The following is a 13074-nucleotide window of genomic DNA, read 5'->3' on the forward strand; positions in this document are numbered from 1 at the left end:
ACACCGCCTTGGAATCCCTCTATCCCCTCATCGCCACCCTGGCCGCCTACCTGATCGGTTCGCTGTCTTTTGCTGTCCTGGTCAGTCGCGCGATGGGTCTGAACGACCCGCGCACCTTCGGCAGCAAGAACCCCGGCGCCACCAACGTGTTGCGCTCGGGCAGCAAGGCCGCTGCCATCGTCACGCTGCTGCTGGACGCCTTCAAGGGCTGGCTGCCGGTGGTGGCCGTGAAGTGGTGGGGCGATGCCTGGGGGCTGGGCGACGGCACGGTGGCGCTGGTCGGCCTGGCGGCTTTTCTTGGGCACCTGTATCCGGTGTTCTTCCGCTTCCAGGGTGGCAAAGGTGTGGCCACGGCGGCCGGCGTGATCCTCGGTTTCAACCCCTGGCTCGGCTTCGCCACGCTCGCCACCTGGGTGATCGTGGCGTTCTTCTTTCGTTACTCGTCACTGGCCTCCATCGTCACGGCGGTGTTTGCCCCGGCGTACTACCTGTTTGGCCGCCAGGTGGCCTGGGACGCACCGAATGTGATGGTGTTGAGCCTGGCGGTCATGGGCATCCTGCTGGTGTGGCGCCACGCGGAAAACATCAACCGGTTGTTCGCCGGCAAAGAAAGCAAACTGGGGTCCAAAAGCAAATGAGCCAGGATATTGAGCGCCACGGCGTGGCGGCCCGCTACAGCGAAGCGGCGGTTTTCAACGGCGTGGTCTACCTCGCCGGCATGGTGCCCGAACGGGGCGACAAGGACATCCGTGGCCAGACGCAGGACGTGCTCGACCAGGTCCAGCAGCGCCTGCTGGACGCCGGCAGCGACAAGTCGCGCATCCTGCGCGCACAGATCTACCTGACCGACATCCGCGAAATCGGCATCATGAACGAGGTGTGGGACGCCTGGGTGGTGCCGGGCACTGCACCGCCACGTGCCACCGTGCAGGCCGCGCTGGCGAATCCGGACTGGAAGATCGAGATCGTCGTGACGGCTGCGCAGGCCTGAACGGTCAGTACCTTTTTTCCAGCGTGAGCTGGTCGTTCGTGCGCTGCATCTGGAATCGGGTGAGGAAGGTGTTGCCGAGCAGCACATAAGGCATCGGCTGCGGCGACACGATGGCCGCCACGTCGTACACCACGACATCACCCAGGCGCACCGAATCCAGCTTGATGAGGTAGCCGTTGGCCGAGCCGTTGGCGGTGTTCATCCGGACCTTCTGTCCTTGATCGAACTTCAGGTTGATGCGCCGGGCTTCGGCTTCACCGATCCCGATGCCGGTGGCCCCGGTGTCCACCATGAACTGCACCGTCTTGCCATTGATCTGCCCCTGCGGCATGAAGTGGCCACGCGCGTCGGCCGTCAGCACGATGCGCTGGCCACCGCTGCCGCTGGCGGCCATGCGACCCACGCTCACTGGCGCATCACCCACCCGCAATGTCTGGCGCTTGCCCTCGATCTCGATCACCGCGGTGTCGTCCTGGGCGCTGATCAGGCGCACGCCCTGGTGCGTCTGCCCCGCGCTCATGAACCGGGGCGCGCCCCCGTCGATCACCAGCAGCGCCTTGCTGCCGCTCATGCCCGAGAGCGCGACCGACTGCGCAAACGACGAACCCGCGGCGAGCGCAAGGACAAGTGCAGGCAGCAAAGGCGTGGTCATGAGGTGTCTCAATCAGTGGGCACTGAGGGTCCGGCTTTGCCGGCCCAAAGGCGCCGCCCCTTTGAGGGGGTGACGCGCCCATAGGGGCGGCGCGCGGGTGGGGACCATCTCGCTGCCGGACCGCCCCAAGGCGAGTGCGCCCCCTTGGGGGGCAGCGACCCGCGAAGCGGCGGAGCGTGGGGGCACGCTCAATCCCTGAAGTTGTTGAACGACAAAGGCAGGTCCTTCAGCTCGCTCTTGATCAACGCCATGGCGGCCTGCAGGTCATCGCGCTTGGCGCCGGTCACGCGCACCGCGTCGCCCTGGATGGCGCCCTGCACCTTGATCTTGCTGCCCTTGAGGGTTTGCTGGATCTTTTTGCCGTCTTCGGTGCTGATGCCGTTCTTGACCTTCACCACCTGCTTGACCTTGTCGCCGCCGATCTTTTCGACCTTGCCGGCGTCGAGGAAGCGCACATCGACACCGCGCTTGGCCAGTTTGGCCACCAGCACGTCGTTGACCTGGGTGAGCTGGAAGTCGGCATCACCGAACAGGGTGATTTCCTTTTCCTTGTCCTTGAGTTCGATGCCGGCGCTGGTGCCTTTGAAGTCAAAGCGGGTGCCGATTTCGCGCGCGACCTGTTCGACCGCGTTTTTCACTTCCACAAGATCGGCTTCGAGAACGGTGTCAAAAGAAGGCATGGTGCGTGGTTCCAGAATGCGTGGGTGAGACAATCTTCGGATGTTAGTCGAGAACAATGTGGCGCTCCAGCCCCTCAACAGCTTTGGCATCGCGGCGCGGGCCCAGCGTTTCGCGCGCGTGCGCTCCGAGGCGGACCTGACCGCGTTGATGGCCGGCCCGGACTGGGTCGCCCCGGTGTTTGTGCTCGGCGGGGGCAGCAACCTCGTGATCACGGGCGACATCAAGGCGTTGGTGCTCAAGGTCGACATCCCGGGCCGGCGCCTGGTGGAAGAAACCGCCAAGGGCTGGCTGGTGGAGTCCGGTGCGGGTGAAAACTGGCACCAGTTCGTGGCCTGGACGCTGGAGCAGGGCTGGCCCGGGCTGGAAAACCTGGCGCTGATACCCGGTTCGGTGGGGGCTTCGCCGGTGCAGAACATCGGTGCCTACGGCGTGGAACTTCAGGACCGGTTCCATTCGCTCGACGCCATCGATCTGCAGACCGGTCGCGCCTTTTCGCTTGACGCAGCGCAGTGCGGTTTCGGCTACCGCGATTCGGTGTTCAAACACGTGCCATCGGACGCGCGCAGCTTTGGCTTGGCGGGTCGGGCGCTGATCACCCGCGTGCGCTTTCTGCTGCCCAGACCCTGGAAGCCGGTACTGGGCTACCTGGACCTGGAGCGCAAGATGGCTGAGACCGGCATCCACACGCCCGATGCGCAGCAGATCTTCGACTGGATCGTGGCGATCCGCCGCGCCAAGCTGCCCGACCCGGCGTTGATCGGCAACGCCGGCAGCTTCTTCAAGAACCCCACCGTCACGCCCGAACAGTGCGCCGACATCATCGCGCGCGACCCGAAGGTGGTGCACTACCCCATGCCCGACGGCAGCATCAAGCTGGCCGCTGGCTGGCTGATCGACGCCTGCGGCTGGAAAGGCAAGAGCGTGGGCAATGCGGCCGTGTACGAGAAGCAGGCGCTGGTGCTGGTCAACCGCGGGGGACCCAGCCACCCCTGCACCGGCGGCGAGGTCATGACCCTGGCCAAGGCGATCCAGACCAGCGTCTACGAACGTTTCGGTATCCGGCTGGAACCCGAGCCCGTGGTGGTTTGATCGGCTGAGCGTTTCCGGGCGCCTGCGCCAAATGGTCTGCCGCTGTAGCATGCGGCACATGAACCGTCGATACCTTTCGCAGATGGTGCGGTTGCTGCTCGTGACCGGCTGTGTGGCCTACGCTGTGCCGGCCCGCTTGGCGATGGCCGAGACCGCTGGCGTCGACATCACGTCCACCCACCAGGGCCGCCGCGTCACCATCGGCATGCGCACCACGGTGGCTGCGCCCTACAGCGTGATCTGGGCCACCCTGACCGACTACGACAACACCGCCCGGTGGATCACCGGCATGGACCGCAGCGTGGTTCTTGGGCGCAAGCCGGGCGGCGCGCTGGTTGAACAAAGTGGACACGCCGACATCCTGTTTTTCAACATGGCGGTCAACGTGGTGCTGGAGGTGGATGAACAACCGCCGGAGCGCATCGCGGTGAAGGCGGTGCGCGGCGATTTCAGCCACCTGGAAGGGGAATACCGGTTGGTCCCCGTGACGGGCGCCACCGATCTGTACGACCTCACCTGGCGCGGTGAGATGGAACTGGCGTCGCCGGTGCCGGGGTTCCTGGCCCAGCCGATCCTGCGGGCGAACATTCGCCAGCGGTTTGAAAGTCTCGTGGCCGAGATTCAACGCCGCGCGCGAGCGGTGCCGAAGTAGGCAGCCATGGGGTTCGCGCGCGCTGATGCCCCGCCGCTGCAGGCCACGCGGTGGCTGTGGGCCGCGCTGCTGCTGGCGGCCTTGTCGGCCTGTGCTTCGTGGCCCGCCCCGTCGGAGCCCGTGGCGAGTCAGCCGGATGATCCGGCAGCCGGTTGCCGGGTCTGGTTCGACCGGCTGGACCGTGTCGTGACACAGCACCGGGTGAACGACGCCGAGGCCCATAGGGTGGCGGGGTTCCCGCAGCTGCGGAGCACCCGTTTTCTGGCTTCGTTTCGAGACCAGGCCGAGCAGGGCGGGGCGGCATTCGACGACTGGATCGCCTTGCTGCTGGCGCAGGGAACCGAGGGGCACGGGATTGAAATCGCCAACCTGTCCGACGCGGGCATTGCCGGTCTGGTTGCGGTTGCAGAGGGCAGGAACGACAGCTCGTCAATGGAGCCGCGGATGGCCGTTGCCGAGCGGACGCGGCACTGCGCGCAGGCGTTGACGGACGTTGACCGAAGCAATCCGGAGCGTCGCGACAGGCTGCTGGAACGGGCGCAGGTGCCCGACGCCTATTCCACTCTGGCCCGTGCGCTGGGCGCGTACGCCATCACGCGCTTGCCGTTCAGCGCGGGTGTGCAGCGCTGGCAACAGGACACGCTGGAGGCCTTTGCCCGTGAGGCACAGTCGGCGTCTGTCGCGAAGTCCACCACGCGCTTTGTGCCTCGGGCACCGGAGGTCGTGGAACTTGGTGATGCGTTCGCGCGTGTGCCGCGCAACGCGCTGGGCATTCCCCAGCTCGATGAGCGCCTGCAGCAGCAACTGCTGGATCACCATGCCCCGGTGTTTGAGCTGCCCGCGGGGGCCGGCTTCGACCGCATCGGTGCCATCACCCTGGCGCCCGGTGGCACGCCGCGTGTGGACACTTCGCAGCCGCAGGTGTACCGGCGCATCGCGTTTGTGCGACATGAAGGGCGCACGCTGGTGCAACTGGTGTACCTCGCCTGGTTTCCCGAGCGGCCACGGGCCGGATTTTTCGATCTGCTGGCGGGCCAACTGGATGGCCTGGTCTGGCGCGTGACGCTCGACACCCATGGTCAACCGCTGCTGTACGACACGATCCACGCCTGCGGTTGTTACCACCTCTTTTTTCCGACCCGCACGCTGCGCGCCAGGCCCGCACCCGAGCCGGGCATTGAATGGGTGTTCATGCCGGGTGAGGCGCCGGCGCCGGGGGCCGGGGAGCGCATGGTCCTTCGGCTGGTTTCGGGGTCGCATTACCTGACAGGCCTGAGCACGGCGCGCGAGCCGGTGGGCGTACCCTATGGGCAACAGGCGGAGTCCGCGTTGCGTTCGCTGCCCTGGCCCGGTGGTGAACCCGGCGCGCGCCGAAGTCTGTACGGTTCCGACGGCATCATCGCGGGCACACAGCGCGCCGAGCGCTACCTGTTCTGGCCCATGGGCGTGCGCGATGCGGGCGCGCAGCGCCAGTGGGGCCACCATGCCACCGCCTTTGTCGGGCGGCGGCATTTTGACGATCCGGACCTGATCGATCGGCGTTTCGAGCGGGTCGAACCGGCTGGCGTCGGCGCCCCAAGCCACTGATGCCCGGTAAGTCGCGCCCAGATGCAGGAAAGCCGCTCCGGAGAGCGGCTTTTTCAGGGGCGCAGACGGGAGGGCTTATTCGCCCTTGTCGCCTTCCAGTCGCAGCATCTGCGCGCCTTCGCCCAGCGACAGCAGGCCGCTCTTGGCGTAGATGCCCAGCTTGGCGCGGGTGTCCACGATGTCGAGGTTGCGCATGGTCAGCTGGCCGATGCGGTCCAGCGGCGTGAACGGCGCGTCTTCCACCTTTTCCATCGACAGGCGCTCGGGCGCGTACGTCAGGTTGGGCGAGTCGGTGTTCATGATCGAGTAATCGTTGCCGCGGCGCAGCTCGATCGTCACCTCGCCGGTGATGGCGCGCGCCACCCAGCGCTGGGCGGTCTCGCGCAGCATGATGGACTGCGGGTCGAACCAGCGGCCCTGGTAGAGCAGGCGGCCGAGCTTCAGGCCGTTGATGCGGTACTGCTCGATCGTGTCTTCGTTGTGGATGCCGGTCACCAGGCGCTCGTAGGCGATGTGCAGCAGCGCCAGGCCCGGGGCTTCGTAGATGCCGCGGCTCTTGGCTTCGATGATGCGGTTTTCGATCTGGTCGCTCATGCCCAGGCCGTGGCGGCCGCCGATGCGGTTGGCTTCCAGGATCAGGTCCACCGGCGAGTCGAAGGTCTGGCCGTTCAGGGCGACCGGCTGGCCTTCTTCGAAGCGCACCGTCACGGTTTCGCGTTTGACTTCAACCTCGTCTTTCCAGAACGCCACGCCCATGATGGGGTTGACGATGGTGATGCCGCTGTTGAGGTGCTCCAGGTCTTTCGCCTCGTGCGTGGCGCCCAGCATGTTGCTGTCGGTGGAGTAGGCCTTTTCGGCGCTCATCTTGTAGCCGAAGCCGTTGGCCGTCATGAAGGCGCTCATCTCGGCGCGGCCGCCCAGTTCGTCGATGAACAGCTGGTCGAGCCAGGGCTTGTAGATCTTCAGGCTGGGGTTGGTGAGCAGGCCGTAGCGGTAGAAGCGCTCGATGTCGTTGCCCTTGTAGGTGCTGCCGTCGCCCCAGATGTGGACGTCGTCTTCTTTCATGGCGGCCACGAGCATGGTGCCGGTCACGGCGCGGCCCAGCGGCGTGGTGTTGAAGTAGGTCACGCCCGCGGTGCTGATGTGGAAGGCGCCGCACTGCAGCGCGGCAATGCCTTCGTGCGCCAGCTGGGTGCGGCAGTCGATCAGGCGCGCTTGCTCGGCGCCGTACTGCATGGCCTTGCGCGGGATCTCGTCGTAGTCCGGCTCGTCGGGCTGGCCGAGGTTGGCGGTGTAGGCGTAGGGGATCGCGCCCTTTTGCTTCATCCACAGCAGGGCGGCGGAGGTGTCCAGGCCGCCGGAGAAGGCGATGCCGACTTTCTGTTTCGTGGGCAGGTTCTGAAGAATGGTGGCCATGTGTGTGCTCAGCCGAAGTGGCAGATGTAGTGGTAGGGCTCGGTCACCCGAATGTCGAAGCTGCTGTTGCCGGGGATGCTGAACTTGTCGCCCGGGCCGGACTTGAGCCAGGCGTCGGTGCCGGCCAGCTTGTATTCGCAGCCGCCGGCCACGCACTCCATGATCTCGGGCGCGCCGGTGTTGAAGGTGAGGTTGGCGGGCAGCACCACGCCGACCGACTTCTTGGTGCCGTCGGGGAAGGTGATGCCGTGGCTGACACATTTGCCATCGAAATACACGCTGGCCTGGGTGCTGACGGTGACGCCGCTGATCTGGGTGGTGCTCATGGGAGGAGGGGGTGAAAAGTGGAGGCGAAACCGCGATTTTAGGCCGCTGTGGACGGTCAGAGCCGTTGTGCCCAGTCCGCGGCGTCGAAGCCGACGGTGATCTGGCCATCGGCCCATGCCACCACCGGGCGCTTGATCACGCTGGCGTGGGTCAGCAGCAGGGCTCGGGCGGTGGCGTCGTCCGTCACCGCGTTGCGCGTGGCCTCGTCCAGCCCGCGCCAGGTCGTGCCCTTGCGGTTGACGATTTTCTCCCAGCCGGCGGCGGCCAGCCAGCGGTTGAGCTCGACCTCGGGAACACCCTGTTTCTTGAAGTCGTGGAAGCGGTGTTCGACACCGTGTTCCGCCAGCCAGGCACGGGCCTTTTTGACGGTGTCGCAGTTGGGGATGCCGTAGAGTGTGGTCATCCCCGAATTCTGGCATGCGCCTCTCGGCAGGCGCGGCCCAACCCGAAGCCACCACCATGACACAGCGCGACTTTTACCCGCCCATCGAACCGTTTCAGACCGGCGTGCTCGACACCGACGACGGCCACTCGGTCTATTGGGAGCTGTGTGGCAACCCGAAGGGAAAGCCGGCGGTGTTCCTGCACGGCGGGCCGGGTTCGGGCTGCTCGGCTGATCACCGCCGCCTGTTCGATCCCGAACGGTATTGCGTGTTGCTGTTCGACCAGCGCGGTTGCGGGCGCTCCCAGCCCGCCGCCTCGCTGGAGAACAACACCACCTGGCACCTGGTGGCTGACATGGAGCGGCTGCGCGAGATGCTGGGCGTGGACCGCTGGCTGGTGTTTGGCGGCTCCTGGGGCAGCACGCTGGCGCTGGCCTACGCACAGACGCACACACAGCGCGTGTCGGCGCTGATCGTGCGCGGCATCTTCACCCTGCGGCGCGAGGAACTGCGCTGGTACTACCAGGAGGGCGCTTCGTGGCTGTTCCCGGATTTGTGGGAGGGTTTTGTGGCGCCCATTCCCGAGGCCGAGCGGGGCGACCTGATCAGCGCCTACCGCCAGCGCCTGACCGGGGCAGACCCGGTTGAGCAGTTGGCCTGCGCGCGCGCCTGGAGCTTGTGGGAAGGGCAGACGATCCGCCTGCTGCCCGACGAGGCCAACACGGCCAAACACTCGAACGATGCGTTTTCGCTGGCTTTCGCGCGGATCGAAAACCACTACTTCGTGCACGACGGCTGGATGGACGAGGGTCAGCTCATCCGCGACGCGGGCCAGCTGGCGGCCATCCCCGGCGTGATCGTGCAGGGCCGTTACGACGTCTGCACCCCCGCCCATACCGCCTGGGCGCTGCACCGCGCCTGGCCGCAGGCCGAGTTCCACCTGGTGCCCGATGCCGGGCACGCGTTCAACGAACCCGGCATCCTCACGCGCCTGATCGAGGCCACGGACCGCTTCGCGCGCTGAGGTTTTGGCTGGCCCGGGATAATCGGGGCCATGAACACGTTCCCGGCCCCGAATACGCTTGAAGACTGGCTCGCGCACTGCGAGCGCCTGCACCCCGTCACCATCGACATGGGCCTGGACCGCGTGCAGCGCGTGGCGCAGCGCATGGGGCTGGCGATGGGCTGCCCGGTGATCACCGTGGCGGGCACCAACGGCAAGGGCTCCACCTGCGCCATGCTCGAAGCCATCTACGGCGAAGCGGGCTACCGCACCGGCGTCTACACCTCGCCGCACCTGGTGCATTTTGAAGAGCGATGCCGTGTCCAGGGCGAGGCGGTGGCCGCCGACGCGCTGCTGCCCGCGTTCGCCGAGGTGGAGGCGGCCCGCCTCGGACAGGATGGTGAAGACAGCATCAGCCTGAGCTATTTTGAGTTCACCACGCTGGCGATCCTGCGCACCCTGTCGCGCAGCGGGCTGGATGTGGCGATTCTGGAGGTGGGTCTGGGCGGGCGGCTGGACGCGGTGAACATCCTCGACGCCGACTGTGCCGTGATCACCTGCATCGCGCTGGACCACATGGCCATCCTGGGCCCGGACCGCGAAGCCATCGGCTACGAAAAGGCCGGCATCATGCGCACCGGCCGGCCCGTGGTGGTGAGCGACCCGGTGCCGCCGCAAAGCGTGCTGGACCGTGCGCTGGAGGTGGGCGCCGAGCTGTGGCGACTGGGCAAGGACTTCCATTTCGCCGGCGACCAGCAGCAATGGGGCTGGGCCATGCACCCTTCGCATGGCGGGCGGCGTTATGCCGGTCTGGCCTACCCGGCGCTGCGCGGCGCCAACCAGCTGGTCAACGCTTCGGGCGTGCTGGCGGCGATCGAGGCCCTGCGCCCGCGCCTGCCGGTCACGGCCCAGGCCGTGCGCAACGGGCTGGCCATGGTGGAGCTGCCCGGGCGCTTCCAGATCGTGCCCGGCACACCCACCCTGGTGCTGGACGTGGCGCACAACCCGCATTCGGTGGCGGCGCTGGCCGAAAACCTGGACGCCATGGGCTATTACCCGACCACCCATGCCGTGTTCGGTGCCATGGCCGACAAAGACCTGGGCGCCATGCTGGAGCGCATCGCACCGCTGATCGACCGCTGGCATGTGACCGACCTGCCACTGCCCCGGGCCAGCAGTGCCGCAGCGCTGGCGCAGCTGTTGGATGCCCATCCAGCCACCGCACCAGGGGGCAAGAGCCGAGTGGCCGGGCGCCACGCCACCCCCTTGGGGGCATTGCAGGCAGCGGTGTCTGCAGCGGACCCCGCTGATAGAATCGTGGTCTTTGGTTCCTTCTTCACCGTGGGTGGGGTTTTGCAGGATGGGATACCCCGGCTGTCGGCGAAACACCTGACCGCCTGACCCTCTCCGCCGATCACGCCTTTGTGCGTTTTTTCGCCTCACCGCCGGCTTTGAAAGCGTATTGGTCCAACCCCGAATGCTCACACCCCGTTCAGGTTCCCAGAGCAGTCCCACGACGCCTCCGCCTCAGAGCATCGAGGCCATTCGCCGCCGCGCCCGCCACCGGTTGATCGGTGCCGCCGTGCTGGTGTTACTCGGCGTGCTGGGCTTCTCGATGCTTTTTGACACGCAGCCGCGGCCCGTCGCGGTGGACATTTCGATCGAGATTCCGGCTCGCCATCCCGCGCAGCCCCTGCCTGGTGCCAAGGCCGCCAGCCCAGAGGCCAAAGCGCCGGTCCAGACACCCGCACCGGTTCCCGTCGAAGCAGAAAAAAGCAAGAGCCCGGAGGGCCGCCTGCCGGCCGGCGACGGGCTCGATGTGCGCGAAGAAGTCGTGGCGGCAACGCCCGGTTCCGAAAAGCCCAAAGCGAAGGACACGCCTGTCGCCGCCGTCCAGACCGCACCGAAGCCGGTGGCCAAGGTCGAAGCGCCAGCCAAGGAGCGCACCGCGGCCACCGAGACCGCGCGGGCCAAAGCCCTGCTGGAAGACAAGCCCGCGGCTGGAAGCGTGCGCATCGTGGTGCAGGTGGGCGCCTTTGCCGAGCCAGACCGGGCACGCGAAACCCGTTTGAAACTGGAGCGTGCAGGCCTTACGACCTACACCCATGTGGCCGACACGCCCCAAGGCAAGCGCATTCGTGTGCGCCTGGGACCGTTCACGAGCCGGGTCGAAGCCGACAAGGCGGCAGCGCGCGTGAAAGCCCTCGGACTGCCCGCCGCCATCCTGACCTTGTGATGGAGCTGTTTTTTATCGCGGGTCCTGGCGCATGAACTGGGTCGATGGTGTTTTGCTGGCGGTGTTGGTGCTGTCGGCGGTGTTGGGCCTGTGGCGTGGCCTGGTGTATGAGGTGATTTCCGTGGCGGGCTGGGTGGCGGCTTTTTTGCTGGCCCAGGCCTACGCCGACGAGGTGGCTGCGGTGTTGCCCATGGGCGACGCCTTGCCGGCCTTGAAGCTGGCGGCGGGGTTTGCGCTGGTGTTCATTGCTACCGCGTTTGCGGGTGGTTTGCTGGCCTGGCTGGTGAAACAGCTGGTGGCTTCGGTGGGGCTCAGGCCCATCGACCGGGTGCTGGGTGCTGCCTTTGGTCTGGCTCGCGGGGTGTTGATCCTGCTGGCCCTGACGGTGGTGATCAGCATGACCCCTTTGCGTGCCGAAACCGACTGGCGGGCGTCGGTGGTGGCCGATGCCATGGCGGACAGTGTCCACGCACTGCGCCCCCTGTTGCCGGCGGCTCTGGCGAGCTACCTGCCTTGAAGTTTTTGTCACTATTTCCGTAAGGATCCGATCATGTGTGGAATCGTTGGCGTTGTGAGCCAGGCGCCGGTCAACCAGCTCATCTACGACGCACTCCTGCTGCTGCAGCACCGGGGCCAGGATGCGGCCGGCATCGTGACCGAACAAGGTCGCAAGTTCTTCATGCACAAGGCCAAAGGCATGGTGCGTGACGTGTTCCGCACGCGCAACATGCGCAGCCTGCCTGGCCACTGCGGCCTGGGCCAGGTGCGTTACCCGACCGCGGGCAATGCCTACAGCGAAGAAGAGGCGCAGCCGTTTTATGTGAACGCACCGTTTGGCCTGGTGCTGGTGCACAACGGCAACCTGACCAATGCACAGGCCTTGAAGCAGGAGCTGTTTCAGACCGACCACCGTCACATCAACACCGACAGCGACTCCGAGGTGCTGCTCAACGTGCTGGCCCACGAGCTGGAAAAAGTCAGCCGCGGCATCACGCTGAAGCCCGCCGACGTGTTTGCGGCGGTGCGCGGCGTGCACCAGCGCATTCGCGGCTCGTACGCCGTGGTCGCCCTGATCGCCGGCCACGGCCTGCTCGCCTTCCGCGACCCCTACGGCATCCGGCCACTGTGCGTGGGCCGGCAGGGCGACAACGTGATGGTGGCGAGCGAATCGGTCACGCTGGAAGGCAATGGTTTTGAACTGGACCGCGACATCCAGCCGGGCGAAGCGCTGTTCGTGGCCCACGACGGCAGCACACAGTTCGAGCAGTGCGCCGAGAATACCAGCCACAACCCCTGCATCTTTGAGTACGTCTACCTCGCACGGCCGGACTCGGTGCTCGATGGCATCTCGGTCTACCAGGCGCGTCTGAACCTGGGCAAGACCCTGGCCAAGCGCCTGGTGTCGACGGTGCCGCCGAACGAGATCGACGTGGTCATCCCGATTCCCGAATCTTCGCGCCCCAGTGCCATGGAGCTGGCCCAGTTGCTGGGCCTGCCGTACCGCGAAGGCTTCGTGAAGAACCGTTATGTGGGCCGCACCTTCATCATGCCAGGGCAGGGTGTGCGCAAGAAGTCGGTGCGCCAGAAGCTCAACGTGATCGCGAGCGAGTTCAAGGGCCGCAACGTGCTGCTGGTCGACGACTCCATCGTGCGTGGCACGACCAGCCGTGAGATCGTGCAGATGGCGCGTGATGCCGGCGCGCGCAAGGTCTACCTGGCCAGCGCCGCGCCGCCGGTGCGTTATCCCAATGTCTATGGCATCGACATGCCGACCTCGAGCGAGCTCGTGGCGCACGACCGCACGGTGGAGCAGGTGCGCGAGAGCATTGGCTGTGACGCGCTGATCTACCAGGACGTGGGCGCAATGAAGCAGGCCATCGGCTCGCTCAATCCGAACCTGGCCGGCTTTGACGCCTCGTGTTTCGATGGCGTCTATGTCACCGGCGACATCACGCTCGAGACCATCGAACGCATGAACCAGGGGCGCGACCAGAGCGAAGAAGGCCAGGAAGACAACTCGCGTCTGGCCTTGCCCAACGCCCAGACCGCCTGAACAC

15 protein-coding genes are annotated in these 13074 nt (G+C 66.3%); 10 read left to right on the plus strand and 5 right to left on the minus strand.

What is annotated here, in order from left to right; translation table 11 throughout:
• Window positions 1-8: 8 nt before the first annotated feature.
• A complete protein-coding gene (gene plsY / locus ACN5W5_RS00605; RefSeq protein WP_420046675.1) occupies window positions 9-638 on the plus strand; it encodes a glycerol-3-phosphate 1-O-acyltransferase PlsY in 630 nt (209 codons plus the stop codon).
• On the plus strand, window positions 635-991 hold the full coding sequence (locus ACN5W5_RS00610) for a RidA family protein (protein ID WP_420046676.1): 357 nt from the start codon (window positions 635-637) through the stop codon (window positions 989-991). The genes plsY and ACN5W5_RS00610 overlap by 4 nt, the downstream gene beginning before the upstream one ends.
• A gap of 4 nt (window positions 992-995) precedes the next feature.
• Here ACN5W5_RS00610 and ACN5W5_RS00615 read toward each other — a convergent pair whose 3' ends face one another.
• Both ACN5W5_RS00615 and ACN5W5_RS00620 read right to left on the minus strand, forming a co-directional pair.
• Entirely contained in the window at window positions 996-1643 is a 648-nt protein-coding gene (locus ACN5W5_RS00615; RefSeq protein WP_420046677.1) for a retropepsin-like aspartic protease family protein, read from the minus strand.
• Between the two features lie 188 nt (window positions 1644-1831).
• Window positions 1832-2323: a YajQ family cyclic di-GMP-binding protein gene (locus ACN5W5_RS00620; RefSeq protein WP_177138396.1), complete on the minus strand. Its 492-nt coding sequence runs from the start codon at window positions 2321-2323 to the stop codon at window positions 1832-1834.
• Window positions 2324-2363: 40 nt separating this feature from the next.
• On the opposite strand from ACN5W5_RS00620, the gene murB reads away from it, so the two are divergent.
• From murB to ACN5W5_RS00635, 3 genes are read left to right on the plus strand one after another with little or no spacing between them, the layout of a single operon-like run.
• On the plus strand, window positions 2364-3413 hold the full coding sequence (gene murB, locus ACN5W5_RS00625) for a UDP-N-acetylmuramate dehydrogenase (protein ID WP_420046678.1): 1050 nt from the start codon (window positions 2364-2366) through the stop codon (window positions 3411-3413).
• Window positions 3414-3471: 58 nt separating this feature from the next.
• Window positions 3472-4065, plus strand: coding sequence for an SRPBCC family protein (locus ACN5W5_RS00630; RefSeq protein WP_420046679.1), 594 nt, complete (start codon window positions 3472-3474; stop codon window positions 4063-4065).
• Window positions 4066-4071: 6 nt separating this feature from the next.
• On the plus strand, window positions 4072-5652 hold the full coding sequence (locus tag ACN5W5_RS00635) for a hypothetical protein (RefSeq protein WP_420046680.1): 1581 nt from the start codon (window positions 4072-4074) through the stop codon (window positions 5650-5652).
• Window positions 5653-5727: 75 nt separating this feature from the next.
• On the opposite strand, the gene argG is transcribed toward ACN5W5_RS00635, so the two are convergent.
• From argG to ACN5W5_RS00650, 3 genes are read right to left on the minus strand one after another with little or no spacing between them, the layout of a single operon-like run.
• On the minus strand, window positions 5728-7068 hold the full coding sequence (gene argG, locus ACN5W5_RS00640) for an argininosuccinate synthase (protein WP_420046681.1): 1341 nt from the start codon (window positions 7066-7068) through the stop codon (window positions 5728-5730).
• Window positions 7069-7076: 8 nt separating this feature from the next.
• Window positions 7077-7394, minus strand: a complete 318-nt coding sequence (locus ACN5W5_RS00645; RefSeq protein ID WP_420046682.1) for a pyrimidine/purine nucleoside phosphorylase — start codon at window positions 7392-7394, stop codon at window positions 7077-7079.
• A 56-nt stretch (window positions 7395-7450) separates the two neighbouring features.
• Window positions 7451-7798, minus strand: a complete 348-nt coding sequence (locus tag ACN5W5_RS00650) for an ArsC family reductase (RefSeq protein ID WP_420046683.1) — start codon at window positions 7796-7798, stop codon at window positions 7451-7453.
• A gap of 56 nt (window positions 7799-7854) precedes the next feature.
• Here ACN5W5_RS00650 and pip point away from each other — a divergent pair, with 56 nt between their 5' ends.
• The 5 genes from pip (at window position 7855) to purF (ending at window position 13070) form a co-directional block, all read left to right on the plus strand.
• Entirely contained in the window at window positions 7855-8802 is a 948-nt protein-coding gene (gene pip / locus ACN5W5_RS00655) for a prolyl aminopeptidase (protein WP_420047415.1), read from the plus strand.
• Window positions 8803-8832: 30 nt separating this feature from the next.
• Window positions 8833-10182, plus strand: a complete 1350-nt coding sequence (gene folC / locus ACN5W5_RS00660) for a bifunctional tetrahydrofolate synthase/dihydrofolate synthase (RefSeq protein ID WP_420046684.1) — start codon at window positions 8833-8835, stop codon at window positions 10180-10182.
• Window positions 10183-10363: 181 nt separating this feature from the next.
• Window positions 10364-11017 carry an SPOR domain-containing protein gene (locus tag ACN5W5_RS00665; RefSeq protein ID WP_420046685.1) on the plus strand — a complete coding sequence of 218 codons (654 nt, stop codon included), beginning with the start codon at window positions 10364-10366 and terminating at the stop codon, window positions 11015-11017.
• 31 nt (window positions 11018-11048) lie between these two features.
• Complete coding sequence (locus tag ACN5W5_RS00670; RefSeq protein WP_177138361.1) at window positions 11049-11534, plus strand: CvpA family protein; 486 nt, start codon at window positions 11049-11051, stop codon at window positions 11532-11534.
• A gap of 33 nt (window positions 11535-11567) precedes the next feature.
• Window positions 11568-13070, plus strand: a complete 1503-nt coding sequence (purF, locus tag ACN5W5_RS00675) for an amidophosphoribosyltransferase (RefSeq protein ID WP_420046686.1) — start codon at window positions 11568-11570, stop codon at window positions 13068-13070.
• Window positions 13071-13074: the final 4 nt, after the last annotated feature.

Source organism: Hydrogenophaga sp. ZJX-1 (assembly GCF_048590325.1).
Classification (GTDB): domain Bacteria; phylum Pseudomonadota; class Gammaproteobacteria; order Burkholderiales; family Burkholderiaceae_C; genus Hydrogenophaga.

What these genes read in the sequence shown, in the direction of transcription:
- ACN5W5_RS00620 (WP_177138396.1), bottom strand. Translation starts at nt 2,323, where the DNA reads ATGCCTTCTTTTGACACCGTTCTCGAAGCCGATCTTGTGGAAGTGAAA.
- ACN5W5_RS00645 (WP_420046682.1), bottom strand. Translation starts at nt 7,394, where the DNA reads ATGAGCACCACCCAGATCAGCGGCGTCACCGTCAGCACCCAGGCCAGC.
- ACN5W5_RS00615 (WP_420046677.1), bottom strand. Translation starts at nt 1,643, where the DNA reads ATGACCACGCCTTTGCTGCCTGCACTTGTCCTTGCGCTCGCCGCGGGT.
- pip (WP_420047415.1), top strand. Translation starts at nt 7,855, where the DNA reads ATGACACAGCGCGACTTTTACCCGCCCATCGAACCGTTTCAGACCGGC.
- ACN5W5_RS00610 (WP_420046676.1), top strand. Translation starts at nt 635, where the DNA reads ATGAGCCAGGATATTGAGCGCCACGGCGTGGCGGCCCGCTACAGCGAA.
- ACN5W5_RS00650 (WP_420046683.1), bottom strand. Translation starts at nt 7,798, where the DNA reads ATGACCACACTCTACGGCATCCCCAACTGCGACACCGTCAAAAAGGCC.
- ACN5W5_RS00635 (WP_420046680.1), top strand. Translation starts at nt 4,072, where the DNA reads ATGGGGTTCGCGCGCGCTGATGCCCCGCCGCTGCAGGCCACGCGGTGG.
- folC (WP_420046684.1), top strand. Translation starts at nt 8,833, where the DNA reads ATGAACACGTTCCCGGCCCCGAATACGCTTGAAGACTGGCTCGCGCAC.
- murB (WP_420046678.1), top strand. Translation starts at nt 2,364, where the DNA reads ATGTTAGTCGAGAACAATGTGGCGCTCCAGCCCCTCAACAGCTTTGGC.
- ACN5W5_RS00630 (WP_420046679.1), top strand. Translation starts at nt 3,472, where the DNA reads ATGAACCGTCGATACCTTTCGCAGATGGTGCGGTTGCTGCTCGTGACC.
- purF (WP_420046686.1), top strand. Translation starts at nt 11,568, where the DNA reads ATGTGTGGAATCGTTGGCGTTGTGAGCCAGGCGCCGGTCAACCAGCTC.
- argG (WP_420046681.1), bottom strand. Translation starts at nt 7,068, where the DNA reads ATGGCCACCATTCTTCAGAACCTGCCCACGAAACAGAAAGTCGGCATC.
- ACN5W5_RS00670 (WP_177138361.1), top strand. Translation starts at nt 11,049, where the DNA reads ATGAACTGGGTCGATGGTGTTTTGCTGGCGGTGTTGGTGCTGTCGGCG.